Annotated in this window: 18 protein-coding genes, 5 tRNA genes, 1 CRISPR repeat array and 1 riboswitch; of the genes, 1 reads left to right on the forward strand and 22 read right to left on the reverse strand. The window is 39.9% G+C overall.

What is annotated here, in order from left to right; genetic code table 11:
- Position 1: 1 nt before the first annotated feature.
- From HXT59_RS04470 to hisS, 4 genes are all read right to left on the reverse strand, one after another.
- Positions 2-835, reverse strand: a complete 834-nt coding sequence (locus HXT59_RS04470) for a glutamate ABC transporter substrate-binding protein (RefSeq protein ID WP_033888434.1) — start codon at positions 833-835, stop codon at positions 2-4.
- A gap of 70 nt (positions 836-905) precedes the next feature.
- A complete protein-coding gene (locus HXT59_RS04475; RefSeq protein ID WP_033888502.1) occupies positions 906-1,676 on the reverse strand; it encodes an amino acid ABC transporter ATP-binding protein in 771 nt (256 codons plus the stop codon).
- A gap of 188 nt (positions 1,677-1,864) precedes the next feature.
- Complete coding sequence (gene aspS, locus HXT59_RS04480; RefSeq protein ID WP_012914188.1) at positions 1,865-3,661, reverse strand: aspartate--tRNA ligase; 1,797 nt, start codon at positions 3,659-3,661, stop codon at positions 1,865-1,867.
- Positions 3,662-3,751: 90 nt separating this feature from the next.
- Positions 3,752-5,152 (reverse strand): histidine--tRNA ligase, encoded by a 1,401-nt coding sequence (hisS, locus tag HXT59_RS04485; protein WP_041160579.1) that lies wholly within the window; start codon positions 5,150-5,152, stop codon positions 3,752-3,754.
- A 96-nt stretch (positions 5,153-5,248) separates the two neighbouring features.
- Here hisS and HXT59_RS04490 point away from each other — a divergent pair, with 96 nt between their 5' ends.
- Positions 5,249-6,619 carry a DUF349 domain-containing protein gene (locus tag HXT59_RS04490; protein ID WP_421784178.1) on the forward strand — a complete coding sequence of 457 codons (1,371 nt, stop codon included), beginning with the start codon at positions 5,249-5,251 and terminating at the stop codon, positions 6,617-6,619.
- Positions 6,620-6,712: 93 nt separating this feature from the next.
- Here the strand turns inward: HXT59_RS04490 and HXT59_RS04495 are convergent, their stop codons facing one another.
- From HXT59_RS04495 to cas5e, 18 genes are all read right to left on the reverse strand, one after another.
- Complete coding sequence (locus HXT59_RS04495; protein ID WP_012914185.1) at positions 6,713-7,840, reverse strand: Mrp/NBP35 family ATP-binding protein; 1,128 nt, start codon at positions 7,838-7,840, stop codon at positions 6,713-6,715.
- A 3-nt stretch (positions 7,841-7,843) separates the two neighbouring features.
- Positions 7,844-10,732, reverse strand: coding sequence for an NAD-dependent DNA ligase LigA (ligA, locus tag HXT59_RS04500; protein ID WP_421784180.1), 2,889 nt, complete (start codon positions 10,730-10,732; stop codon positions 7,844-7,846).
- A 133-nt stretch (positions 10,733-10,865) separates the two neighbouring features.
- Complete coding sequence (locus HXT59_RS04505; protein ID WP_041160578.1) at positions 10,866-14,309, reverse strand: tetratricopeptide repeat protein; 3,444 nt, start codon at positions 14,307-14,309, stop codon at positions 10,866-10,868.
- 201 nt (positions 14,310-14,510) lie between these two features.
- Positions 14,511-14,586, reverse strand: a tRNA-Gly gene (locus tag HXT59_RS04510).
- Between the two features lie 143 nt (positions 14,587-14,729).
- Positions 14,730-15,497, reverse strand: coding sequence for a thiazole synthase (locus HXT59_RS04515; RefSeq protein ID WP_004108959.1), 768 nt, complete (start codon positions 15,495-15,497; stop codon positions 14,730-14,732).
- A complete protein-coding gene (thiF, locus tag HXT59_RS04520; protein ID WP_004108962.1) occupies positions 15,487-16,110 on the reverse strand; it encodes a sulfur carrier protein ThiS adenylyltransferase ThiF in 624 nt (207 codons plus the stop codon). The genes HXT59_RS04515 and thiF overlap by 11 nt, the downstream gene beginning before the upstream one ends.
- Positions 16,111-16,308: a sulfur carrier protein ThiS gene (thiS, locus tag HXT59_RS04525; protein ID WP_004106666.1), complete on the reverse strand. Its 198-nt coding sequence runs from the start codon at positions 16,306-16,308 to the stop codon at positions 16,111-16,113.
- A 73-nt stretch (positions 16,309-16,381) separates the two neighbouring features.
- The gene (allB, locus tag HXT59_RS04530) at positions 16,382-17,758 is read right to left on the reverse strand and encodes an allantoinase AllB (protein WP_421784183.1); all 1,377 of its coding nucleotides are present in this window, start codon (positions 17,756-17,758) and stop codon (positions 16,382-16,384) included.
- 1 nt (position 17,759) lies between these two features.
- Positions 17,760-19,244, reverse strand: coding sequence for an allantoin permease (gene allW, locus HXT59_RS04535; RefSeq protein WP_421784185.1), 1,485 nt, complete (start codon positions 19,242-19,244; stop codon positions 17,760-17,762).
- 317 nt (positions 19,245-19,561) lie between these two features.
- Positions 19,562-20,803: a hydantoinase/carbamoylase family amidase gene (locus HXT59_RS04540; RefSeq protein WP_004108971.1), complete on the reverse strand. Its 1,242-nt coding sequence runs from the start codon at positions 20,801-20,803 to the stop codon at positions 19,562-19,564.
- Positions 20,804-20,997: 194 nt separating this feature from the next.
- Positions 20,998-21,087, reverse strand: a riboswitch (TPP riboswitch).
- Positions 21,088-21,329: 242 nt separating this feature from the next.
- A tRNA-Val gene (locus tag HXT59_RS04545) sits at positions 21,330-21,402 on the reverse strand.
- A gap of 40 nt (positions 21,403-21,442) precedes the next feature.
- A tRNA-Val gene (locus HXT59_RS04550) sits at positions 21,443-21,514 on the reverse strand.
- A 30-nt stretch (positions 21,515-21,544) separates the two neighbouring features.
- Positions 21,545-21,615 (reverse strand) — tRNA-Cys (locus HXT59_RS04555).
- Between the two features lie 28 nt (positions 21,616-21,643).
- Positions 21,644-21,716, reverse strand: a tRNA-Gly gene (locus HXT59_RS04560).
- Positions 21,717-22,141: 425 nt separating this feature from the next.
- A CRISPR array of direct repeats spans positions 22,142-22,570; the repeat unit is 28 nt; unit sequence GGATCACCCCCGCGTATGCGGGAAAGAC.
- A 107-nt stretch (positions 22,571-22,677) separates the two neighbouring features.
- Entirely contained in the window at positions 22,678-23,757 is a 1,080-nt protein-coding gene (cas2e, locus tag HXT59_RS04565; RefSeq protein ID WP_033888433.1) for a type I-E CRISPR-associated endoribonuclease Cas2e, read from the reverse strand.
- A gap of 1 nt (position 23,758) precedes the next feature.
- Positions 23,759-24,700, reverse strand: a complete 942-nt coding sequence (cas1e, locus tag HXT59_RS04570; RefSeq protein ID WP_421784188.1) for a type I-E CRISPR-associated endonuclease Cas1e — start codon at positions 24,698-24,700, stop codon at positions 23,759-23,761.
- Between the two features lie 36 nt (positions 24,701-24,736).
- A complete protein-coding gene (gene cas6e / locus HXT59_RS04575) occupies positions 24,737-25,384 on the reverse strand; it encodes a type I-E CRISPR-associated protein Cas6/Cse3/CasE (RefSeq protein WP_004108997.1) in 648 nt (215 codons plus the stop codon).
- On the reverse strand, positions 25,385-26,260 hold the full coding sequence (cas5e, locus tag HXT59_RS04580; RefSeq protein WP_004109000.1) for a type I-E CRISPR-associated protein Cas5/CasD: 876 nt from the start codon (positions 26,258-26,260) through the stop codon (positions 25,385-25,387).
- Positions 26,261-26,295 lie beyond the last annotated feature (35 nt).

Genomic DNA, 26,295 nt, shown 5'->3' on the forward strand with positions numbered 1-26,295 from the left:
ATTACTTCTCTCCTTCTTGAGGAATTGGCGGATTATACTTTGCGTTCGGCTTAAAGCCAGTGCCTCGTAAATTGTCGTCTAGAGCTCTTTTCCATGATCCGTTACGAATCATGTCTTTTAAGGCTGCATTAATTTTCTTAGCTAAGCCTGTATTTCCTTTTTTAATACCAATTCCGTAATATTCTGCGGTAAATGGCTTGCCTACAAGCTTTAAACGACCTCGAGAAGCGGTTGCTAAACCAGCAAGAATAATGTCGTCGGTAGTTACAGCATCTACAATTCCTGAGAATAATGCAGTTGCACATTCTGCATAACCAGGCTGTTGCATAAGCTGTACCTTTGAAGAGTAACGCTCCTTAATAGCAATTGCAGATGTTGAGCCTGAAACTGAGCATAAACGCTTTCCGTCCAAATCATTTGGACCGCTTACTTTATGCTCATCTTTTCGAATTAGCAAATCCTGACCGGCAATAAAGTAAGGTCCTGCAAACGAAACCATTTTCTTGCGAGCGTCAGTAATGGAATATGTTGCAACAATCATATCTACATCACCGTTTTGAAGCATTGTTTCACGCTGTTTAGATGGTGATTCTTTCCATACGATTTGATCTTCTGAATAGCCGAGCTTTTTGGCAACGTACTTAGCAACATCAACGTCAAATCCAACGTAAGTTCCTGATTTTTTGAAACCCATACCAGGCTGATCGAATTTAATACCAATGCGTATGACTTTTTTACCATCGCTACGATCGCAAGCTGTAAGCGGCATAACGCAGCATACGGTACAAAGCATCGCTAGTATCGCACGAAAAATGCGATTTTGTAATATTTTCATATCTTTTCCCTTCGTAAGAACTGTTTTAAAGTTTCAGAATTTTTACTGAAAGATAAAACAAAAAAGCAGATTAATGCGTAAGAATCTTGGAAAGGAAATCTTTTGCACGATCAGTTTTTGGATGTTCAAAGAATTCTTCAGGAGTGCCTTGTTCAAGAATTTGACCATCTGCCATAAATACAATTCTGTCAGCTGCCTTGCGTGCAAATCCCATTTCGTGGGTAACACAAATCATAGTCATGCCTTCTTTTGCAAGCTCAACCATGACATCAAGAACTTCATTGACCATTTCCGGATCTAGTGCAGATGTAGGCTCGTCAAAAAGCATAACTTTTGGCTGCATAGCAAGAGCTCGAGCAATTGCAACACGCTGCTGCTGGCCGCCGGAAAGTTGTGAAGGCATTTTGTTTGCTTGATTATCAACTCCGACTCGAGTGAGCAATTCCATAGCAAGAGATTCAGCACTTTGCTGATCCATATGGCGCACTTTCATTGGGGCAAGAGTAACATTTTCCAAAATAGTCTTGTTAGCGAAAAGATTAAAGGACTGGAATACCATACCAACTTCTGCTCGCAAAGCTGCAAGTTCTTTTCCTTCTTGAGGAAGTGGCTCACCGTCAATACGTATGTCACCTGAATCAATAGTTTCGAGACGGTTAATTGTGCGACACATTGTCGATTTACCAGAACCAGATGGACCGATAATAACTAGTACTTCGCCTTTGTTAACGGTCAGATTGATGTCTTTAAGCACATGAAGTTTTCCATAATGCTTTTCGACATGACTTAGTTCTACGAGGGGATTTGCCGCTTTTTGCACTGAAATAGTGCGATTAGTCATATCCTCGGCGTTTGGATTTGACATTGATACTTGCTTATCCATAACAAGAAGTTTAGCTAATCTGTGTTACGGCTATTTATCACTATCGTTACGTTTTGTAACTCTTACGTTACAAAAAAGCCGTTGATTGTGATCATAAAATCAACAATCAACGGCTTGTCAATAACATTTTTTACAAGTATTTTTATTTACTCGTCTTCTTCTGGATCGTAATCAACACCAGTTTCAGCACGCTGCTCGTCAGAAATTGGAGCAGGAGCGCCGGTTAGAGGATCTCGACCGCCGCCAGCCTTAGGGAATGCAATTACGTCGCGGATTGAGCTTGCGCCTGCCAAAATTGCAGCAGTACGATCCCAACCCAAAGCAATACCGGCGTGAGGTGGAGCACCATACTTGAAAGCTTCAAGCAAGAAGCCGAACTTTTCGTCAGCTTCAGCCTTATCGATTCCAAGAACATTAAGCACACGATCTTGAATATCGTCGCGGTGGATACGAACGGATCCGCCGCCCATTTCATTACCGTTGCACACGATATCGTAAGAATCGCTCATAGCGTGCTCTGGATCTTTATCAAACTTATCAATCCAATCAGCAGATGGCATTGTAAACGGATGGTGCATAGAAGTCCACTTTGAGTGGCCAACGGCAACGTCGTCATCATCTGGATCATCAGTGCGCTTAAATAGTGGGAAGTCAACAACCCAAGTGAAAGCAAACTCATCTGGGTGAAGCAATCCTGCGCGGCTAGCAAGTTCAACGCGCACTGCGCCGAGCAAAAGCTGCGAAGACTCGCGAGAACCTGCTGCGAAGAACACTGCATCGCCATCTTCTGCTCCAACAGCTTCCTTAAGACCTGCGCGCTCTTCTTCACTAAGATTCTTAGCAACAGGACCCTTTAACTCGCCATCTTCACCAAACACAACGTAAGCCAATCCCTTAGCTCCACGCTGCTTAGCCCAATCCTGCCAAGCGTCAAATTGGCGACGAGGAGTTGCAGCACCGCCCTTAAAGAGCACAGCGCCAACGTATGAAGCTTGGAACACGCGGAATGGAGTGTTCTTAAAGTAGTCAGTCAACTCAATAAGTGGGTTTCCAAAACGCAAATCAGGCTTATCGGAACCATACTTATCCATTGCTTCCTGCCAAGTAATACGAGGCAAAGGAAGAGTAATCTCGTGACCAGCTTCCTTCCAAATAGCAGCAATAACGCGCTCTGCCATAGCCATAACATCTTCCTGGCTTGCAAAGCTCATTTCCATATCAAGCTGAGTGAACTCAGGCTGACGATCTGCACGGAAGTCTTCGTCGCGATAGCAACGAGCAAGCTGATAGTAGCGCTCGACGCCAGAAACCATGAGCAACTGCTTTAGAAGCTGAGGAGACTGTGGAAGTGCGTACCAAGAGCCTGGAACCAATCGTGCTGGAACAACGAAGTCGCGAGCACCTTCAGGAGTTGACTTAATGAAAGTTGGTGTTTCAACTTCAGTAAAGTTCATGTCTTCCAAAGCATGGCGGGCAGCCTTAGCCATATCAGAGCGAAGCTTCAAATTGCGCTGCATAGATGGGCGACGCAAATCAAGGTAACGATACTTCAAACGAACATCTTCGCTTGGAAGCTTGTTCTCGGACTCGTTTTCCAAAGCTGTTGAAACCTGGAATGGCAAAGCGTCTGACTTTGCGAGAATAGTAACAGTTTCTGCAACAATCTCAATTTTACCGGTTGCTAAATGATCGTTTTCGTTGCCATCTGGACGCAAGCGAACTTCGCCGGTCACTTGCACAACGAATTCACTACGCAATGGTCGTGCAGTTTCTTCATCGTAAATAACAACTTGCACTAAGCCTGTGTTATCACGGACATCAACAAAGGCAACTCCACCATGATCGCGGCGACGATCAACCCAACCAGCGATGGTTACTTTTTGCCCGACTAATTCTTCAGTCACTTCAACGGCATGATGTGTGCGATACGCCGTCTGGCTCATAAGTCCACTTCCTCTACAATCTAATTGATATATTCATTTGTTTCTATTGACATGATTTTGCGCACAATATTCAAGCAAATTTGCAAGACATTATTTAGCGCAAGAAACTGTCTGCCGGGCATAAACAGTATCCGGTTGCCAAGACGTGGCATCCGCGGTTTCCTGTTCGCCAGTAATAATATTTTTTACTTCATCGTGAGATGACTCTGATTCAGTGCTATCAGCAGGGAACCACACATAAGGAATGCCGAGCTTGTCAGCATATTTTATTTGCTTACCAAGCTTTGCTGCGCTAGGAGCAACATCTGCTGCAATGCCTCGATCTCGTAAAGTTTTAGCAATAGCATTGCATGCAGGACGATCTTCTTCATTCCACACTGCAACAAGTACTGCAGCAGGAGAAACTCGGGAAACAGTAGCTCCTGCAGTGTGAAGCATATAAGAAAGCAGTCGAGACATGCCAATTGAAAGTCCTACGCCTGGATACTTCTTCTTGCCCTGTGAAACTAAATTATCGTAACGTCCACCAGAGCAAATTGAACCAAGAGATGCTGCATTATCAAGGAAAGTTTCGTAAACAGAACCAGTATAGTAGTCAAGTCCACGAGCAATCTTCAAATCAGCAACAACAGCGCCTGGGCGAATACGTGCTGCTTCGTCTACAATCATCGCAAGAGTTTCAACACCTTGAGAAGCTAAAACGTAAGACTCGTTATCATCACTTCGAGAAATATTATGCTTATCGCATAATTCGTTGAAACGAGACTTCAACTCATCTCCTGTTTCGGCAGTAAGTTCAGCTAATTCTAAGCATGCATCAGCTTGAGAAGCCGTAGCGCCGCATTCTTTTACCAAAAGCTTGGATACTTCTTCAGCGCCAATTTTGTCTAGCTTATCGATTTCTCGAAGAACTCCCTCGATATCGCTTAATCCAATACCGCGATAAAAACCTTCAGAAAGCTTTCGATTATTAGCATGAACAGTTGCCTTAGGAAGACCAAACTTACGTAAACGCTCAAGAGCTTCAACCATAACAAGTGGAAGTTCAACTTCGTAGTGTGAAGGTAATTCGCCATTTCCTACGACATCGATATCTGCTTGAACAAACTCACGGAAACGACCTTCTTGTGGACGCTCCCCTCGCCAAACTTTTTGCATTTGCCAGCGCTTAAATGGGAACGTCAAATCGCCAGTATGCTCAACGACGTAACGGCTGAGTGGAACTGTTAAATCGAAATGTAAGCCAATGCGTTCTTCTACAGGAGTGTCGGATTCGTGACCAACTTCTTGTAAACGCGATAATAAATAAATTTCTTTACTGGTTTCGCCTTTTTTTAATAAGCTTGAACCCTGTTCTACTGCACGCGTTTCAATTCCAATAAAACCGTTGAGTTCAAACACTTCTCTTAGTGTGTCAATTACTTGCTGTTCAACAGCGCGTTCACTAGGAAGCCATTCAGGGAAACCCGATATTGATGAGCCTTGTACCATGTCCACTATAATAGGTGGTGTTGCGGAAAAATCATGGCTTACCGTCATACTTATTCGTAACAATGTTACCGTGCATCTGCTGTAAGGAGTCGTCCCGTGACCGAACAGACTAAACCTGAAGAAACTACTAAAACTACTACCGCGCCAAAGCCAGTTGCTCCATCTCCAGCAAGCTTCGCGCATAAGACTCGTGTTGTTGCTCAAGCACCAACCATTTCTTATAGTGAAGAGGATATTAAAGCCGCAAAAACCTTTGGCCGTGTTGATGAAAATGGCACTGTTTACGTTACTGAAAACGGTGTTGAGCGTGAGGTTGGTCAATACTCCACTGGCACTCCTGAAGAAGCGTTGACTTTCTATATTCATCGTTATCTTGATTTGAAGATTAAGCTTGATCTTTTCGCTAAGCGCTTGGAAGCTTCCAATGTAAAAGCAAAAGAAATTGACGAAACGCTTAATACTTTGAAAGCTGAATTGGAAAATCCTGCTGCCGTAGGCGATATTGCTGCTTTACGTGCGCGACACGCCGAATTGGCTGCAAAAGGTAATGAAAAGAAGGAAGCAATCTCTAAAGCTCGAAAAGAAGCTCTAGAAAAAGCTTTGAAAGAACGTACAAATATTGTAGAACGTGCAGAATCGTTAGTAGCACAAATGAATGAATCTACAAACTGGCGTGAATTAAACGATAAGTTACGTGCTTTATTTGACGAATGGCAGGAGCATCAGCGTACTACTATTCACTTAAATAAGTCTGATGCCGATGCTTTGTGGCAGCGTTTTTCAAAGGCTCGTTCTGCATTCTCTCAGGCTCGTAACTCTTGGGTTAAAGAACGTGAGCACGTGCGTAATACTGCTAAGCAGCTTAAGGAAGCTATTATTGCAGAAGCTGAAAGCTTAAAAGATTCAAAAGATTGGCGTGAAACTTCTATGAAGTTCAATGCTTTGATGGATCGTTGGAAGAAAGCTGGCAATGCTGGTCGTCAGCACGATGATGCTTTGTGGGCTAAGTTCCGCGAAGCTGCTGATGCTTTCTATCATGCTCGTCAAAATGACCGTGAAAAGGTTAATGCTGGAGAACACGAAAATCTTGCTAAGAAGGAAGCTTTGCTCGTAAAAGCAGAGGCTTTGTTGCCAGTAGAAAATGAAGAAGCTGCTAAGAAGGCTCGTAAGGCTTTGTCTCAGATTCAGGAAGAATGGGATGCTATTGGTTTCGTTCCTCGTGAAGATATGCGTCGTATTGAGTCTCGCTTGAACGACGTTGATAAAAAGATTAAGGCTGTTGAAGACGCTGCTTGGCGTGAGGCTGATCCTGAAGCTAATGCTCGTAAGTCCAGTTTTGCTTTACAGTTGGAAGCGCAACTCGAAGAGCTTAACGCTGCTATTGCTAAGGAAACCGATAATAAGCGTAAAGCTAAGTTGGAAGCTGAAAAGGCTACTAAAGAGCAGTGGCTTAGCGCTGTTAAGTAAATTAGTTTTATAACTAATTAAAAGTATGGGGTTGCTTAAAAATCAAGCGACCCCATACTTATTTTTCGGCTGTATTTTAAGATTTATTTGCTTTTAAGAGTTTTTTATTAAAGATTTAGCTAAATGAATAAAAGTATTAGCTAAATTAGAATCTGCCAATTTTCCATTTTCGGTTAGAACAGCAGGTCGCCCTGCTTCACCAGTTTCTCTAAGCGCAGGATCTAAAGGAAGTTGAGCTAAAAGAGGCACATTAGTGCCAAGAGCGTTACAAAGTTGTTCGCTTACTCTCTTTCCTCCCCCTGAACCAAACAATTCTAAGCGCTCGCCGTTATTTTCAAACCAGCTCATGTTCTCAACAACTCCGCGAACTTTTACAGGAATTTGCAAAGCCATAAGACCTGATCTAACTGCCACATCTGATGCACTAGGCTGTGGAGTTGTTACTACAACAAGCTCTACGTTTGGTAAGGATTGCGCTACAGCTAATGCCATATCTCCTGTGCCTGGAGCTAAATCAAGAAGTAAAACATCGGGGTTGCCCCACCAAACATCGGAAAGAAACTGTTCTAAAGAACGTTGTAATCGTGGCCCTCTCCACAAAATAGCACGATCGGTTCCAGCAAACATTCCAATAGAAATAAGTTTTACTCCCCAAGCAACTACAGGCATAAGCATTCCGTTTAAATTTGTTGGTTGAGAATTAACTCCAAACATTCGCGGTAAAGAAAAGCCGTAAATATCGGCGTCAATAGCTGCAGTATCGTAACCTAATGCTGCAAAAGTTGCAGCTAAATTAGCAGTTATAGAAGATTTTCCCACTCCGCCTTTCCCAGAAGCTATAGCAAAAATTCTCGTGCGAGTGCCAGCTTTATTAAATGGATTTTCTTTGCGTTCAGCTTTTAAATCTGCAACTAACTTTTCTAATTTAGTTTTACTCATTGCAGTAGCGTTAACGTGCGGTATGAGTATTGCTTGAGGATATTTAGATATAGCTTCTTGAACTCGTCCTGTAATCACTTCTGCCAGAGGGCAATTTGGCACAGTAAGTTCAAGATTTATTTCTACATCATAAGCAAACTTTGTTGCATCAATGGTTTCAGCTTTTTTTATCACATGCACTCCGGTTACCATATTTAATTCGGTAACAGAGCGACCTAATTCTGGATCAATAACGCTACCCAGTAAATCGTAAACTTGTTTTTCGAGTTCACTTGTATTCATGCGTTATGATTCCTCAGCAATGAGATTTGGCACAGTATTATTTGCAATTTGTAGTATTTCTTCTAAGTTCCCAGTTTTTAAAAGAGTATTAAACTGTTGTTCGTTAAGCATAGGAATGCCAAGTTCTTGCGCTTTAGTTGCCTTGGATCCTGCATTTTCGCCTAGAATAACGCAATATGTGTTCTTGCTTACTGACCCTGATGCTTTGCCGCCTCTTGAGACTATAGCTTCTTTTGCGCTGTCCCGTGTAAATCCTTGCAAAGATCCTGTAACAACTATTGTTTTACCTACTAATGTTTGAGCGAAAGATGATGCTTCAACTTTTCCTACTACACCTGCTCCTTGCCACGATTTTAATACTTCAAATTGCCAATTAGCAGGGTCTTTAGCTTGCTGGAACCAGTTGTATACTGCTTGCGCAATTTCAGGACCAACTCCATCAATTTGTGTAAGTTCTTCAATAGATGCTTTGGAAATATTGTCTAAAGATCCAAAATTTGCCGCTATAAGACGTGCAGTTGGTGGACCTAGTCTACGAATAGATAAAGCAACCAAAACTCGCCACAGTGCTGCATTTTTGCCTTTTTGAGCTATTTCTTCAAGCATGCTACGAGTAGTTTCAGAAGGTCTTGTATACCATGGCACATTTATTGTTTCTTTAGCGTTGTCGCTAGTTTTAGCATTTCTAGTAATGCGCTTATTTTTCCAAAGTACTACTTTAGCGTCAATTGGAACCTGGAATTTAGGATATTGAGGATCCCATTGTTCGTTTAGTGAAGTAGTTTTTTCGGAAGTTTCTGCTGCTTCGTAATTTGTAGATAACTTTGCTTCGATTGTGCGAGTCCAAAATGCTCTAACTTGATGCCAAAGACCAGATCCGCCTATTTTGCGTGTACGCTTTTTAAAGCTACCGTCTTTACTAACTTCTTTCCACTCTTCAACAAGAGGAATTTCTTTCCAAACCATTACATTTTGTAAATCGTCGGCAGTAATACTAAATAATCCAGCTTCATTTCTAAGTACTGGAGTTTGTGGTTCAGGTAGCGTTAAATCTGGTGAAGGTATATATGGTTGTTGAGTTGCGCCTCGCTGAATTATAATTTTATCCATATCTGGGCAGTAAACTTCTGCAGTTGTAGGCCTGCAATCCTCAGGATTTGTGAGAGCTAGCGCAGCGTTATCGCCCAAATTTTCAATATCAAAAGCTTGTCTGGAAGCCAAGTGAATTATTCGTTCTGTAAGTTGAGCTGGACAGTTTTCTACATTTGGGCAACGAATGTCTTTATCTCCCTCTTTTGCAGGAGCTAGCTTAGTTCCACAAGATGGGCAGTATTCTGGCATAACAAACTTTTTAAGTTCATTTTCTCGCCCTTCCCTAGCTTTAAGTACCGGTCCGACTAATTCCGGAATAACATCCCCAGCTTTACGAACTACGACAGTATCGCCAATTAGCACACCTTTATGTTCAACTTCGTAAGCGTTATGAAGAGTTGTACGCGAAATTGTCGATCCTGCTACAGTAACAGGTTCAAGAACAGCTACAGGAGTTACTCTTCCAGTTCTTCCAACCTGGACAATAATATCCTTCAAATAAGTATTAACTTCTTCAGGAGGATACTTGTATGCAATAGCCCATCGTGGAGCTCTAGAAGTAGCTCCTAGTTGATGCTGTAATGCTCTGTCATCAACTTTTACAACTATGCCGTCTAAAGCGTGCAAAATATTTGCTCTATGCTCTCCGTAATAGTCAATCATTTCTTCTATTTCAGAAAAATTTGTGACTTTTCTCGTGTATGGAGAAACAGGTATTCCCCACTGTTGGTAGAACTTATATGCGTCAGACTGATTAAATTTTGTTTCACTATTGTTATGGCTTGTATTTTCTTTCCAACGAAGCTCACCTAGCCCGTGTGCAAAAAAGCTTAATCGACGCGTGGCTGTAATTCGTGGATCTTTTTGGCGCAAAGAGCCAGCTGCAGCGTTACGAGGGTTTGCAAAAGCAACTCGTCCAGCATTTTCTTGTTCATCATTTAATTTTCTAAAGTCTTCCCATTTCATAAAAACTTCGCCACGAATTTCCACGAACTCAGGAATATCGTCAGTATTGTCAGAATGAAGCTGTGTTGGTATTGCTTCAATCGTTCTTACGTTTAATGTAATATCCTCGCCAGTTACGCCATCGCCTCTAGTAAGACCTTGTTCAAGAGTACCGTTGCGATAAATAAGATTTAAAGCAAGACCATCAATTTTTACTTCGCAAGTCATAGGAAGAGGTTGAGATTCATCCCATTGTAAATCGCGAATTACGCTGTTATACCAATCATGTAATTCTTCAATTGAAAATACGTCATCCAAACTCATCATTCGAGACGGATGTTTTACAGAAGTAAAATCGTTAGAAAAAGTTCCACCTACGCGATGTGTTGGAGATTGAGGAGTATCTAAAGTTGGGAAGGCAGCTTCTAAAGAGCTTAGCGCTCGCATTCTTGCATCGTATGCTGCGTCTGAACTAGTTGGAGAATCTTCTACATAATAAGCAATTTGATCAGATTGTGCCCAAGCTGCCAATTTCGCCCAAAGTTTCGCAGCTTGCTCTATAGTAAGCGTCGCTGGCTGCAAATTTCCGAGAGTCAACGCATCAGTGTCTGTTGGTTTCAAGTTTACAATCCACTTTTCGGTGTCTATTGTAGAGTTCCACTCATTCGCTTCATGCATGTCAGTTTTGTTATCAGTTTTGCTATCAGCCTGAGTAACAGTCTCTGTTTTAACTGTACTTATGCTATTAGTTTCGTTTTTTGGCGCTTCATGAGATATAGTTTGCTCGTCAAAATCGTAAAAAAGCGATAACTGTTCGCTCTCTGTTGACTCTTCGCGAATACTATTTTCACTCATGAATATTCCCTTCAGCTACGTTTTACTAATGCCTATAAACAGTATCTAATAAGACTGTATAAGCACAGTAAAAACTATTCAATGATGTATTGAGTATTAAGCTAATAAATTTTAAAACTGCTTGCTCTATTTCTTAAGCGTTTAAAGATCTTAAGAACTGTGTTTGTACTGTGCTACTTAGATCTTCGTTAGAAGTCATTCGAATATTTGCAACACATAAAGTTCTTGCAATTACAAACATTCCATCGTTCACAGTTAATTTTGCTGCTTTATCAATAATCTCTTCTGCTTCAATATCAGGCCAAGCTGGTACATCTTCAGAAAGAAGAGCCATCTGTGCTTCATGTATATTGCTCGGTATTAGCTTGCACTGCGATCTCATTCTAGAAAGAAGCTCATCAAGTTCCATTTCTAGCGGCTCAATCTTTCCTGGAGCTAAGTATTGTGCCATTCTATATGAAGATGCAGCAATGAGGAAATTATTCTGCATCCATTCCGCATAAGCGAGCTTATAGTAAGCAAAAGCAGCATCATCCCTATCGAGAGACACATTCAAAGCGTTAATGCAAGCTGCAATAACAGATGACCAATCCTCTTTTTGCGCAAGTATATCAGCTAATCTTAAATGAGAAAGAGCGTAAGTAGGAGCGTACGAAACCATAATATTTAAATGGCGTAAAGCTTCGTCATGTTGGTTTAATTGCGAAAGTAAATCAGCAAGTTCCATATGTGCGTAGAAAAGACCGTCAGGAATAAGTCTTGTTCGTTCTTCTTTAGTTGCAAATAGATGATTATAAATTACTCTCTCAGCGTAGGAATTAAAGTATCTTGGTACAGCTTCGCTGCTAGTAAACATAGTATCGAATTGTGCTACAGAATTTTCGTACTCTTTTAAAGCCTCGCTAAGGTCCCCATTCATAAACTGTTCGTGAGCTTTTGTACGAATATCTCTTATACGTTTTGCTGTAGTAAATGAAAGATTAGGTAAATCTGTTTCGTCAATTAGCGCTCGCGTTATTGAATCTGCTTGAGCGTTAAGTTCAGGATCGTCAATGCTTTCAATAATACTCATAGCTTCGTGAGCTTTTTGTGCAGTTGTTGGCATAAGTTCTGAAGCAATATGATGGAAGTCGGCAACAGCTTGTTGCAGAAGATCTTCACGTTGTATAGAAAGCCCTTGTGCGTATTGTGTTCCCAGTATGCTTTCCTGATCTGCTGTAAAAATTTTGTCAGAAAATTCAGGTTCTTCTTGTGATCCATGAGGAGAAAAGCGGCTACTGTGAACATCAAAATCTGGTTCGATGGTATTTAATTTTCCATGAGAATCAATGTTTAATTTGGCATTAAATTTTTCGTATGTTTTTATAGGATTATTTAATCCGTTTTGGTGAATAAGTTTTATAAATCTGTCTCTGCTAAACGTAACTGTAGTTAGAGCTCGTATGGATGGTGCTGTAGTAAAAGCTGCAAATGAATTTTCTTCTTTAGACTTATCCATGCTGTTTTCGGACAGTTGATTTTCGTTAGAATCTGCGTTTGTGTCTGTTTCTGAGTTTAATTCTTGGCTGCTTGCGCTCGCATGCATTGATATGACATTATTGTTTGTCTTGTTTGCGTTACTAATATTAGTCTGCTGCATTTCTTGCAATTTAGACGGGTCTCCATGAATGTCACCGTCTTTTGGATCTCCTTTTGGCTTGGATGAATCATTATTTGCAGCGTCACTATTCATAACGTTAAGCGCATTAAGAGTACGATTTACAAGATTGTTCATAGCATTGTTTTGTGCTGTAACCATCTCTTCTAAGCCTATTGAATCTAAGCGTATAGAAACATTTTTTACTTTACCGCTTGCTCCAAAAGCTAGAGTAGACATTATCATTCCAACTTGAAGATTGTAGTTTGTAGCTAGTTTTTCTTTATCGTCGTCGTTCAGATTTTTCCAAGATTTATCCTCATTAGCGTAAGCTACAGATGGCATAAGTGCAGCTCCAGCTGTAGTAAGGTTTATTGCCACGTTACCATCTTCTAAATTAGATCGGAATTCCGCGTCAAAACGGAACGGCAAGTATACACTTCTAATAAGATTAGAAAGACGCTGCCTATAGGACCATTCACTGTCGTTATCTATCTTATTGAAATACTTATCGTTATTTTTTACCTGCTTTGCTCTTCTCCACATGTGCAAAATAGGTCTTATTTTGTCGTCCATCAGAGGATTGCCAAAAAATTGCATACCTATTGAACCGCTTGCTGCAAAAGCAACATCTTTAATCATTGCCATGTCGATTTGTGATGCCTGCTCTTCTTTTATAGTATTTTCGCAAGTTTTTCCTCCCATAATGGAGTTAATTTGCAGACAATCATAAATTGAATATAAACGGTTAATAGCGCCTTCTATTTTAAGTACTTTGAGTGCAGCATTTGGTTCCAAAGCATCATCCCAAAGTAAGTAGTTTGCTTCTGTTTGCTGAGATTTTTGCATGTGTAGGCGTTCTGCACCATGCACTGCTTCCAGGCTGCGTTCTGTTTCTAAAGCTCCAGTTGAGCGCATTAATTTTTCGAAATATTCTTCTAAACCTGAAACTCTTAAATTCTCTTTTTTCGCTATTTTTATGTCTTCTACACTTCTTCGTATTGCTCCTAAAGGTGCTTCGTGTTCTAGTCTGCGAAGTACATTGCTGTAACCAAATCCAGTTAAAGACTTGTGCATGTCTGGAATGAATAATGCTGCAAAGAATGCTATTGTTATTGCATTTCTGTATGTAAGATTGCATCGTAAGTTTTCTGGAAGTTTAGTTCGTAACTCTTCGAGAGTATAAGTTTTTTTAGTTCCGAACCCGTGTGAGATCCATGATCCGATTTTAATTAAACCGTTATCTTCTGAAAGTTGTAAAACTAAGTCTCCGTTTGATACGCAAAATACGTTTTCTTTTCTAATTTTTGAAAAAGTTTTAGAAAAGTGGTTTATTTTTCCGGCAAAAGTTTTAGAGCGATGTTCTGGTTTTAATGCGCTTTTAGACTTACTGCTTTCTAAAGAAGCGAGAAAATCTTCTACGGTTGCGTCGCCATTTAAATAGGATTCTACGATATTATCCATATCATAGTCTGTATGTTTGGTGTACGTTTCGTCAAACGCTTCCAAAAATGCACATTTTAGAGTAATTTTTGTTTTTTTATATTGTTTTCCATAAAAACGGTGTAAATCTTTCAGTGAAGAATTATTTTTTTCTACAAATGAAAGTTGCGGTCTCATGTCTTGAATATCTTCGTAGCTAAGTTTGCTGCCGAGAAATATTCGCCCTTCTGAATCTGCTACTGCTAGTTGAAGGAATTTTCTTCCGTCTTCTTTAAATAATCCAATTGACGTGTATTCTTTTTTCTTGTTAAGTTGAACCCAGCCTAATTGATTGTTGGTATTTGTTTGTGGAAAATCTTTAATAACGTACTTTTTAGCGCGCGACGAAATATCTATTGGATTGCCTTCTGACCACAACGAGTTAAGAGATTCTTGTAGTTGCAACATACTATCTTCCTGAGATTCTGAATTTTCAGTAGTTTGCATGTTGTTAGTCATAATCCCCATTCTTTCACTTTGCTTTGTGGCATGTGAGTTTTTGTTTTATATTTTTAGCGCACATAATGTGGCGTTTAATCACATTATTTTAGTATATAAGAAATTATGCATGTTATAAAATGCGCGACATTATTTATCGAAATTATTTCATCAATAGATTGCTAATAAGAGAATACGACGGCTTCGAATATTGAGAAAAAATGGAGCGGACAACGGGACTCGAACCCGCGGTCTCAACCTTGGCAAGGTTGCGCTTTACCAACTAAGCTATGTCCGCAAACAAGTGAATACCTTATATCATTTTCATAAAAAGTGCAAATTAGGTATGTCGCAAGCCTTACAAGTACTGGCTGCACTTGTAAGGCTTACTTGTTTCAGATTTTCAGTGTTTTAAGTTGAAGACTTATTTTATTTGTTTGCTTACTTGCTTTCGTCATCGCGCTTTGGAGAAGATGGTGTTGCACCTTTTTCAAGCACTCGACCAGGGCCTGCAAGATAAGCTGCGCGGCCTGCTTCAATACCAAGCTTGAATGCTTTAGCCATAAGCACAATATCGTTTGCAGTAGCAACTCCAGTATTTGCCATTACAGCTGCAGCACCCATTTCCATTGCTTCAGCAGCCTGGCTTGGAACGCCAATGCCGGCATCGACAATAACAGGAAGATCGATTTCGTCGATAATAAGCTGAATAAACTTCTTAGTTTCAAGACCCTTGTTAGAGCCAATCAAAGAGCCGAGAGGCATAATTGCAGCAGCTCCAGCGTCGCGCATTGCCTTAGCAAAGTACAAATCTGGATACATGTAAGGAAGAACAGTAAAGCCTTCGTCAGCCAAAATCTTTGTTGCTTGCAAAGTAGCTTCATTGTTTGGCAACAAATACTTGCGATCAGGAATAATCTCAAGCTTGATGAAGTTTCCGCAACCCATTTCGCGAGCAATATGTGCAGTGTTAACTGCTTCCTCTACAGTTACGCATCCGCTAGTATTAGGCAGAATGGTAACGCCTTCTGGAATATGCTTTAAAATTCCTGCAGCTTTCTCGCTATAGCGAATTGCTACAGTAATCATTTCAGCTTTAGCACTATTTACTGCGGCATCAATAAGCTCCTCAGAATACTTTCCAGAACCCAAAATGTATCGAGAAGTAAACTTCTTACCGCCCAATTCTAAATAATCTTCATTCTCCATAATTTCCTCCATTTTTTATCCATTTCAACGCTTCTAAGGCTTCTAAACTTGCGATAATCGAAACATAAGGCAAATACAAGCCTTCTTCGGGAGAAGACTTAAAATCACCCACTAAGCACACGTTTGAAAGATGCTTAATTTTTACGTTCCTAATATCTCCTAGTCCAGATAAGCCAGAAGCAGTAATAACATATTTGTTAGGATGATTCATGAAATAGTCAAGAACCATTGCTTTCGATTCGCGATTGTCGAATGCTTCAATAAACAAGTCGGAGCGTTCAGCAATCTCATCCAACGATTCCGGCGTAACTTTTTGCACAAAAGCTTCTACTTCAACGTACGGCAAAGTTTCATTAAGTCGCGCTTTAGTAGCATATACTTTGTGTTGTCCAATTTCGTTAATCGTATAATTTTGACGGTTTAAATTCGAATACTCGATACTGTCAAAATCGTAAATGTACAACTTTTTTACGCCGGCTCGCGCAAGCATCAACGCAATATTTGATCCTAAACCGCCGCAGCCAAGTATTGAAACTGATTGTTGAGCAAACAAATCATTATCTTCCTTTAGCTGACGTTTAAGAACTTTTGCGCGAATATCGTCACTTTCCATTCATCCTCCTCCCATAATGCTAAATACTTCAATTTTTGCGTTATCTTTAACTATGAAAGTTTCAAAATCTTTGCGTTTTACTAATTCACCATCAACTTCTATTGCAACAAAAGTACTGTCGTAGCCTTCGCGCTTAAGTAGTTCAAGTAAATTCTCGTTCTCAACATAATCCACAGTATCGTGATTAAGTTTCAGCACACTTACCTCCTTTCTATAGAATATGCTTTAAGTTTTGAATATTACGTTTGAATATTACGTTTAAAGATTTTACCTAATCCTTAGCTGGATGAAGAATAAACTTGCCTTTAAAGTCTTCGCAAACGCCGTTTTCTTTGCTGTAAATTTCTTCACCGCGAAGTAAAGTTCTTACCACCTGGCAGCCAATAGTGCGACCAACGTACGGGCTGAACTTATTGCGATACTCAAGGTCTTTAGCTTTAAGAACATAAGGAGCATTTGGTTTAATGAATGCCAAGTCTGCATCATAACCCAAACGTATGCTTCCTTTTCCTTTCAGATCGAAGCGTTTTGCAGAATTGCTAGAATTCAATGCCACAAATTGAGTTAATGACATTCCGCGCTTTTGCACAGCTTCATCAAAGAACACATCAACATCGTTTTGAACGCTACCAATACCACCCCAAGCTGTGAAAGCATCATCAGTTTGCTTCAAACTCAAAGGAGCTGGCGAATGGTCGGAAACAATGAAGTTAATAGAACCGTCAAAAACCTTTTCCCACAAGCCATTCTGGTTTTCCTTGTCACGAATTGGCGGAGTGCACTTAGCAATATTTCCAATCTCGTCAAGCTCAGAAGTGTCGAAATACAGGTAATGGTTGCAAGTTTCGCAGCTTACGTCAACGCCATTCTTACGAGCGTCAGCAACAGCTTGAGCACCTTCTGGTGAAGAAACATGAACAATATGAATTCTGCATCCAGTTTCTTTAGCAAAAAGACAAGCGCGCTCAATAGCTTCAACTTCAGTGAAAACAGGTCTGGTTGCTACGAACTCAGAAAGTTTTCTAGCTCCCATTTGATGAGCTTTCTTTCCAAGCTGATCTGTAATAGGAGCGTTTTCGCAATGCATAATCAAAATTTTGCCTGTTTTAGCAATCTGCTGCATACCTGTATACAAGGAGTAATCGTCGCAATTGTATAAATCAACTTGCAAATCCTTGTCGCCTGTAGTTCCAAGGAATGCCTTGTAATTAACAACACCTTGCTTATCTTGCTCGCATATTCCACCGTTTAGATTTTGTGGCTCCAAACCACCAGTTTGACCAACGTCAACTTTTAGTTTTCCTTCAGCCTCTTTTAAAACTGCCTCAAATGATTTTCCATCAGTAGTAGCAGGAATTTGATTGCAAGGCATTTGCAGCATTGTAGTAATACCGCCTTTTGCACCGGCAGAAGTTGCGGTTACAAAACCTTCCCAATCGTCGCGAACGCCGCCGCCTGGAGCGTTAATATGAACATGAGAATCAACTTTTCCAGGAACAACTATTAAATCAGTTGCGTCAATAGTTTTTTCTGCTGCAAAGTTGCTTCCAAAAGCGGCAAACTTGCCGTCTTTAATTGCTATATCGGCTTTGGTTGCTTCATTATCGAATACAACCAAACCATTTGTGATTACTACATCGTAGTTCATATTATTTCCTTTCTTTAGCCATTGTTGGCTGAAAAACTTTTGATAGTAATATTTGACACACGAAACCTACAGCGCATCCCACAATCCATGAGATTTGAGTAAGCGGTGAAAGTAGAGGAATTATCTGCCCGGAAAGAGCAAATAAAAGTCCAAGTATCGTAGAAGTATAAGATATCCAGTTAGTTCCAGAATAAGCAGATTTTGATGAACTATTTGTATCGTAATAAATTTGATCAAGATCAATATGCGTGCGCTTTACTACGTAATAGTCAGCAAGTAGAACACCTGCAATAGGGCCTAAAAGCATACCAATAAGATTCAAGAAGCCTGTAATATTAGCCATAAACTTCCACGGCATTAACACAGTGCTTACAAGAGCTGCAATAACTACGCCACGCTTATAATTTACAAATCGCGGAGCTAAAGCAGTTAGCTGGTATGCTGCAGGAACAATATTGCCAGTAGCATTTGTACAAACTGTAGTAAGTAGAAGCAACCCAGTAGCTATTGCAATTGCAGGAAGACTATCCCACTTGTTTATGATAACAAGAACATCTGTAATGGTTTCATGGTAAAAAAGCGATCCGCCTACTAAAATAACTACGCTCGTAAAAGCAAAAAGCGCGTAACTCAGCAAGAAGCTAGCAATTTGACCTTTTAGTTGAGCCATAGTTGACTTTGCGTTTTGCGTAAAATCAGCAATAGAAACGGCAGGAGCAGCCCAAACACCCAGCACAGAATTTACAGCCATCATCATGAAAAGCCCAAGACCGTAATTAGTTGGAGCTTGAACAGTAGCATGATATTGCATGATTGCAGATAAACCACCAGCACAGCTAATAGCCCATACGCTCATGCAACCAAAAACAACGTAAATAAGCGGGCTTAATACTACAGTTAGCTTATTAAGAGTCTTTCCTCCACCTAAGCCAATCGCCAAATTAAGCAACCAAAATATTGCGAAGGAAATAATAATAGGTATGTGCGAACCAACAAATGGTATTTTGCTTCCAAACGTAAGAAACTCAGGGCAAATTTTGCCAACTAGAACCTCTAAAGCTTTCGCACCTATATATGTTTGAATGCCATACCAGCAGATTGCAGCAACTACTCCCCTAAGGAATCCTGGTAGCTGAGCGCCTGCTTTTCCGTATGTTGCGCGCAAATGCATAGAAAACGGTATGCCGTATTTGGAACCTACAACACCGTTAGCAACCATGACAATTGCTGTAAGAATTGCGCCAAGCATGATACCAATCATTACGTAAATTGGAGAGTATCCCATCAAAAGGAACGCGCCAACTGCAGCATAATTAGGAATATTGTGTACAGACTGCATCCACAAAGTGCAAAAATTAAGAGCACTCATTGTGCGTTTTTCTTGCGGCTTTGGCAGTAAATCTTCATTAGTGTAGCCGCGCTCGCGGTAACATTCCAAGTTTTTACTAGCTACTGGCTCATCTTTTAGCAGTTTACTAATTTGCATGCGCACCTCCTTACTTTTCTTGTTTGTAAATTTGATTCTTTTTTGTGTTTTGTGTTTTGAGTTTTTTGAAAGTAATAATCGCAACTTTGCTCAAAAATAAAAAAGATACGAAAGGATGTCGTACCCGTGGTGGTGCGCCCCTTCGTATCAGCCTCTTATTCGTGAATAAGCGTTGTACTCTCATTCGATATTCACTTTTCTTCGCTGCGGTTAACTAAGCAGTGAAGTTTGCATAGTATATGCCTTTTGCGTCCTTCCTAAATTTCCATTTCTTTTTGGTTTTCGTTTGGTTTTCGTTATCTTTTAGTTGGTTTTCGTTAGTCCTCATAAGCCAAACTATGCAGAGCATCTCGTAAAAGCTTTACCCCGTGAACAGCGTCTTGTGGATCTGTGTACTCTTCTGGAGCGTGACTAATACCATCTTTCGAAGGAACGAAAATCATTCCGGATTTTACAAACGGAGCAAAAATTTGCGTATCTTGACCAGCACCTGAATGCATGACCCTGTATGCATAACCTTGCTTATTAGCTTGATCTTTCAAAAGATTAATAATATCGTCGCTAAGTGGTGTAGGATCGTCAGACATCCACTTATCAATCTGCGCTGTAATGCCATAAGACTTGGCAGTTTCGTGAATGTCCTCGTCGAGTTCCTGCAAGAATTTATCAAGAAAAGCTTTATCTGTATGACGGCAGTTCATTGAAAAAGTAACTTCTCCAGGAACAATATTTACTTGATTTGGAACTACGCTGATTCTACCGAAAGTAAGTACCAGTGGGTCGCCTGCTTGCTTAGCTTTGTCAAGATTCTTGGCGATTATATGAGACATGCAATCTACTGCATCGTGCCTGTAGGACATCATTGTTGTGCCAGCGTGATTTTGTACGCCTTTAAGATGAATATCCCAACGATGCTGACCAGCAATGCTAGTGATAATACCTAAATCTTCGTGATTGCTGTAAAGCGTTGGTCCCTGCTCAATGTGTAGCTCAATCCAGGCTTCAAGATTTGCGAACTTAGGTTGAGTTGTTTGATAATTGAACCCAGCTTCACGCATTGCTGTTTCGAAAGGAACACCTTCACTGTCGCAAATATTTTCTACGTCCTCTTTTTTGGCTAGTCCGAAGAAATTCTTTGAACCCCAGAATACGTATGGGAAACGTGAGCCTTCCTCTTCTGCTAAGCAGATAATGCGAAGACTTTTCTTTGGCTTTCCATATCTAGTAAGTAAATTCTTAATTGCTAAATAGGCTGCAACTATTCCAAGTTGACCGTCAAAACGACCTCCTCTTGAAACTGTGTCAATATGCGATCCACAAGCTATTATGCTTTCTGGCTTTTCGCATCCTTCAACAGTTGCAATTAGGTTTCCAACTTGGTCGAATTCTACAGTCATACCGAGTTTTTCAAATCGTTGACGAAGAGCAAAAAGAGCCTGTTTCCAAGATTTTGTGTAAAGAGGTCGAGTAACTCCTTGTTCTCCTGGTTTTTCTGTGAATCCTGCAAGCCAGCTTATGGCTGATTCTATAGTTTCAGCACTTATGCTGCTATTAATCATGTGCAGTATTCCTCCTCACTTGTGCAAGTTTTCCCAAAAGTGACATTCAGGCGGATATTTTTTGGTTTTGGTGTTTGGTTTTTAGTTTTTTAGTTGTTTTTTTAAAAAACTTTTTAATTGTTTAGTTGATACTCGTGTAACTGCTACTACTTTGTGGCAACGCAAGATATCACGAAAATCGTGATAGAAAGAAATCACTTACTGTAATTGCTCCCTACGCATGTCTTAACAAAACAGGTTCAAAGGGTGTTTCTCAACTGTTTCCAGTACCCCTGCAATTTTCACTTGTACTCGGATGAGTATAGCACGATATTAAATGAACTCAAAATGAACATTTGCATGTGTGTTTCTGTGAAGAAATGATTGGTTGCTTGCTTGGTTGACTGGTTGGCTGGTTGATATGAGATATTGCTTCCATTTGTGGTTGCATGTATGTTCGGCTGCCAAAAATTTTCATATGTAAGTTAGGAAACAAAAAATAGCCAGATAACAAAAAACGCAGTGCTTCTACACTGCGAACATATTGTGGGTGATATAGGAATCGAACCTATGACCCCTTCCGTGTGAAGGAAGTGCGCTAGCCGCTGCGCCAATCACCCAAAATTTTTTTAATTATGCGTGAAAGGCAATCCTTTCGAGTGGGCGATACAAGGTTCGAACTTGTGACCCCTTCCGTGTCAGGGAAGTGCGCTACCACTGCGCCAACCGCCCAGGTTGTTTATTAAGCTTGAAGCTTAATCGAGGTGGGTACGAGAGTCGAACTCATCTATACGGCTTTGCAGGCCGCTGCCTAACCGCTTGGCTAACCCACCGTAAGGTCGAATAACTCATCGGACCTAGAGCGGACAACGGGACTCGAACCCGCGGTCTCAACCTTGGCAAGGTTGCGCTTTACCAACTAAGCTATGTCCGCAATGCAACTTTACTGAACAATGTCAGCGCCGAAGCACGAGTAACTACTATACCCGAAATATTCTCAAATGCAAGCCCTCGCCTATTTGGCGTGTCGTTTGGTGGTGTTTGCGTGTGTTGGTTGGATGTTTGTTATGCGTATGGATTGGAGCATTTGCGAGCGCAAGTGTTACTTTCTCAGTTGGTTAGCTGAGTTTTTAACGATGTTTTGCTTATTTGCGTTACTTTCTCAGATACTTGACTGAGTTTTTAACAGTGTTTTGCTTATTAGCGTTACTTTCTCAGATACTTGACTGAGAAAATAACGGTCATATGTTACTGGTGCAGTAGCTAATCTGCGTTAATAACGAATAATTGCGATTTATCGTTACTAGCGCAGTGCGACGACCTGCCTTCGCGCGCTACGCTTTAAGCGCTCAGGCAGGTCGCAGAGCCCCGCGTATGCGGGAAAGACTTTCTTCATCTGTTGGAGTTGGTACGCTTTCAAGGATCACCCCCGCGTATGCGACGTCAATCTTCATAGGATCACCCCCGCGTATGCGGGAAAGACAAGGTTTCATATCGTACGGTTGTAATTCCAGAGGGATCACCCCCGCGTATGCGGGAAAGACAACGATTCTGCTCTCAAGCTTGTTCTTGTTTGGGGATCACCCCCGCGTATGCGGGAAAGACGCTAACTGCTCTTCTATACCCTTGTACTTATCGGGATCACCCCCGCGTATGCGGGAAAGACAGCGCAACACTACCAAGCACCGGTTTAATATGAGGATCACCCCCGCGTATGCGGGAAAGACTAGTATTGCTTGTTGTTGGGATGATAAGCTACGGGATCACCCCCGCGTATGCGGGAAAGACGCTTAAAAATCCCAATAAAATGGCCATTTTTATAACAGCAATAGTCAAATTCCATTTACTTTTCAAATTCAACCTATCACAGAGAGTAGTACATCAGTATTTTATTTTTATGAAATAAATTTTAGCAATCCTTTCAAATTAAAAACAAGATGCGCTGTTAGTCTAGCATCCAGAAGAGCTCTATGTGGAACAGATTCAGCAATGTTGTATTCGTGCAGCACTGTTTTTAATTGGTAGTTTTTTAAAAATTTCTTTTCTTTCTTTACAAAACGAGAAATATCAAAAATTTTGTTAATTGAAAGAGAATGATCAAATCTTTCATCTAATGAAGATAAAGCAGAATTTAAAAATGACATATCAAATTGTACGTTATATCCAAGTACAGGTAATTTTTCGACAAAATCAATAAATTCTTTTAATGCTAAATCTAATCTGACACCATAAGATTCAAGCATGCTGGATGTAATACCAGTTAGCTCAATAATTTCATTAAGAATAAAATTATTTTTGTTAAAATTACTAACGCTATCGCAATTAATATTTATTAATTTCTGGAATTCTTCAATTTTCCCATCAATGAACTTAACGGCTCCAATTTCGATAATTTTATCAACTTTGCTATTTAAACCTGTAGTTTCGCAATCTATTACAACAAAATTTTTATCTATTTTATCTATAAAATCCTTCCAGTAATCGGTACAAGTTATCTCTTCATCATCCGTAGTAAATTTTGCAGTTTGAGAAGCATTATCATAACTTAGATAACTAATATTTTCATTAGCAAAATTATTTTCAATTGTGCTAGAAGGAGTATTAATATTTTTACGCCTTATATTTGAAAATTTCTTTGCATTATGAAAATGTGCTGCATCGCTAAATCCATGTTTAATATCGTTTTCTAATGTATCAACTGTTGGAATACGTACCAGAGGTAATCCATCCGAATAAACCACCTCACGATGCGAATGTATAGTCTTAAAATCGTAGCCAATTTCATTTCTAGAAGAAAAGCTCATTGTTACAGCACCATTGCCAACACAGTCTTCTATGCGCTTCCATAATTCTTCTCGAACTCGACTATTAAAATTGCCGACGTAAACTCCTGATGCTATTTCTTGCATCCACTTAGTTAAATCACCTCTTAAAGATAGTGGACAGTTCGTCATCGTAATCACAGTTAACGGCATATCAATTCACCTCACTGTAATTTACGCCAGAAGCTACTAGATGTTCCTTATCGTCCCAAAGATGTATTACATCAACAGTAATTTGGTTGTCAATCGGGATTTCAAGAAGATTTTGTATATCATTAACGATACGAGACATTATGTTGCAATTTGCGAAGCAATCGCGCATCTTCAAACGCATTAACTGTTCAATGTCATCGTCGGATTCACACCGAGCAGCAATTTCAAAAGATGCAGGAATAGTTAATTCAGCTTTATATAAGTCTGCAATATCGTATACAAGAGAAAGATCATGTCCGGTATGCACGAAACCTAATCCAGGTGCTAAACCTAAAGCAGATATTATGCTATGTACTAAACCGTAAAGGCATACATTACCTACAGACAATGCTTGATTAACGACAGTGCCACTTTCAAAATCATCGACTTTATAATCGCGACCATTCCATTGGACATTGTATTTATTAGACATCTCCCTATATATGCTTCTTACGCGAGCTCCTTCTCTACCTCTTAATTGTTGCATAGTATATGACGATATATTTTCATTAGGGAAACGCATTTGATACATTTTTCTCGCAACGTTCAATCTTGATCTACTATTAGTAACAAGTTTTGCTTGTTTTTCCAATAATCTTGAGCTTCTTGACAATGCTCTACCATGAGCGTAATTGCGAACACCATGCTCGCCAACCCAAACTATGCTTGCGTCAACATCTCCAAGTAATTCCATAGCTCTGTGAGTAATCTCAGTGCCAGGACCTAAAAGTAAAACGCCAATCATTGCAGCAGGAACTCTTATAGTTCCATTTGCATCAAAGACTGTAACAGCACTATCAAGACGATTAATTTTCGCATGCTCTACATATATAAAACTCACTCTGTCGCTTATACGTGGAAGCTCTGGTATTTCAGCTTTTTTGGCACCGAATTTCTTTTTCATACTGTTACAGCCTTTAATAAAAATAGCGTAATTCATTTAATTGTTTAAAGGAATTACTGTCATCATTCCAAAGCCATATGCTTTCTTTTTACCAATTCCTTCTAGCAGTGTTTTACGCATGATGTCTGCATCACTAATTGTTAAAATACCTTGGTAAACAGCTTTACTTAATCGAATAGGTTTTTCTGACTTTGTAAATAAGCTATATCCGCGTTCAACAATAGCGAATTCATTTTCGTTCAACGAAAAACCTAATTTTTGTGCGCGACTAAGCAAAAAATTCATCTGCTGATCATAAGTAACATGTGGTACTACCCTACCTCTAGTAGTGCGAGTTTCAGCAGTATCAGAAATAGAAACAACAGGGTTAAGCGTCACACGAAATTGCATTCTCATGCCATTCATCAGTGAGCCTAAGAACTTATCATAATTCTTACTTGACGCCGTCCCTATAACACCATACATCTCTAGACGTTGCAAATCTGGTTCAGAATCACTTACGATAAGCAGGTAATGCTTTCCATGCAGAACATCAACTCTCCATAGTTTTCGGCTTCTTTCATGATTTTCCCATTCGTCAGGAAAACTTTGTTCAACCCAGTTATGAAAAGCTCCTACAGATTTAAGATCTAGCTGCGATTTAGGTTTTTTATAATCAATTTCAACTCTACTCAAATAAGACATTTAAGCCTCCAATCCAGAAAAAGCATCATGCTCAGCAATAAAATCTCCAGTAGATTTCACATGCTTACTATCTGATGAAATACCTTCCAAATCCGAATTATTGTGAAGAATTCTCTTAATAGGTATCTCCATTTTTGACTCGTAACGGAATCCGAATTTTCTTTCCTTGTTAGAGAAAGAATTAACGAAATCTTTGCGCAATCTACGAACTGATTCCTGAATTTTATAAGTAGTATTATCGTCTTTAACTAATTCTGATGCAGCTTTATCTACTAAAACAGAATCAGCGTATAAGGATATAAATACTTCATTGCATGATTCATTAGAAGACTCTGATGCTTCAGATAGTTTAGAAGTATTAAATCTTTTTTTAGACCACTTGTTTGCAAGCCACTCATGCGTTAATAGAGCCTGAATTACTCCACAATCTTCTACTCCTAGGATGAAGTCAGCAGTAGGAGGCAATGACCTTCTGCCTAAACTAGATTGAAAATATGGCGAGCGCAACGCATCGTTAATACTGTAAATAAGTTGCTCATTGTTGGATCCTATTGCAACTAGGAATATAGCATCTTCTAGATAGTAACGATTTGTAACGTAATTTTTTTCAAAATCACCGTTAGGCTTGTATTTTGCAGCAATATGATAGTCTCTAAGTAGATTTCCTTGCTGATCTATTCGTACTGCAAAATCTAAATCATTAAGCTTTGCAATCTCTTCATCACAATCTGTAGTTCTTCTATACCCAAAAGCTGCAGAAATCATACCTATTACCGCACTTTTAGATGGATAGTAATCTGTGTGACGAGTTTCAAAATGAGAATCTGTACCCCATGATTGCAAAGGTCCAGCAAACTTCAGTAATAAACTTTTCATAAGCTTCCTAACTGTTAAACACTAAACATCAACCA

It is taken from the genome of Gardnerella sp. KA01001 (assembly GCF_049244025.1).
Lineage (GTDB): Bacteria > Actinomycetota > Actinomycetes > Actinomycetales > Bifidobacteriaceae > Bifidobacterium > Bifidobacterium swidsinskii.

Excerpts from the sequence above, each read along its gene's own strand:
- HXT59_RS04470 (WP_033888434.1), bottom strand. The coding sequence starts at position 835 with ATGAAAATATTACAAAATCGCATTTTTCGTGCGATACTAGCGATGCTT.
- HXT59_RS04475 (WP_033888502.1), bottom strand. The coding sequence starts at position 1,676 with ATGACTAATCGCACTATTTCAGTGCAAAAAGCGGCAAATCCCCTCGTA.
- aspS (WP_012914188.1), bottom strand. The coding sequence starts at position 3,661 with ATGAGCCAGACGGCGTATCGCACACATCATGCCGTTGAAGTGACTGAA.
- hisS (WP_041160579.1), bottom strand. The coding sequence starts at position 5,152 with ATGGTACAAGGCTCATCAATATCGGGTTTCCCTGAATGGCTTCCTAGT.
- HXT59_RS04495 (WP_012914185.1), bottom strand. The coding sequence starts at position 7,840 with ATGAATACAAGTGAACTCGAAAAACAAGTTTACGATTTACTGGGTAGC.
- ligA (WP_421784180.1), bottom strand. The coding sequence starts at position 10,732 with ATGAGTGAAAATAGTATTCGCGAAGAGTCAACAGAGAGCGAACAGTTA.
- HXT59_RS04505 (WP_041160578.1), bottom strand. The coding sequence starts at position 14,309 with ATGACTAACAACATGCAAACTACTGAAAATTCAGAATCTCAGGAAGAT.
- HXT59_RS04515 (WP_004108959.1), bottom strand. The coding sequence starts at position 15,497 with ATGGAGAATGAAGATTATTTAGAATTGGGCGGTAAGAAGTTTACTTCT.
- thiF (WP_004108962.1), bottom strand. The coding sequence starts at position 16,110 with ATGGAAAGTGACGATATTCGCGCAAAAGTTCTTAAACGTCAGCTAAAG.
- allB (WP_421784183.1), bottom strand. The coding sequence starts at position 17,758 with ATGAACTACGATGTAGTAATCACAAATGGTTTGGTTGTATTCGATAAT.
- allW (WP_421784185.1), bottom strand. The coding sequence starts at position 19,244 with ATGCAAATTAGTAAACTGCTAAAAGATGAGCCAGTAGCTAGTAAAAAC.
- HXT59_RS04540 (WP_004108971.1), bottom strand. The coding sequence starts at position 20,803 with ATGATTAATAGCAGCATAAGTGCTGAAACTATAGAATCAGCCATAAGC.
- cas2e (WP_033888433.1), bottom strand. The coding sequence starts at position 23,757 with ATGCCGTTAACTGTGATTACGATGACGAACTGTCCACTATCTTTAAGA.
- cas1e (WP_421784188.1), bottom strand. The coding sequence starts at position 24,700 with ATGAAAAAGAAATTCGGTGCCAAAAAAGCTGAAATACCAGAGCTTCCA.
- cas6e (WP_004108997.1), bottom strand. The coding sequence starts at position 25,384 with ATGTCTTATTTGAGTAGAGTTGAAATTGATTATAAAAAACCTAAATCG.
- cas5e (WP_004109000.1), bottom strand. The coding sequence starts at position 26,260 with ATGAAAAGTTTATTACTGAAGTTTGCTGGACCTTTGCAATCATGGGGT.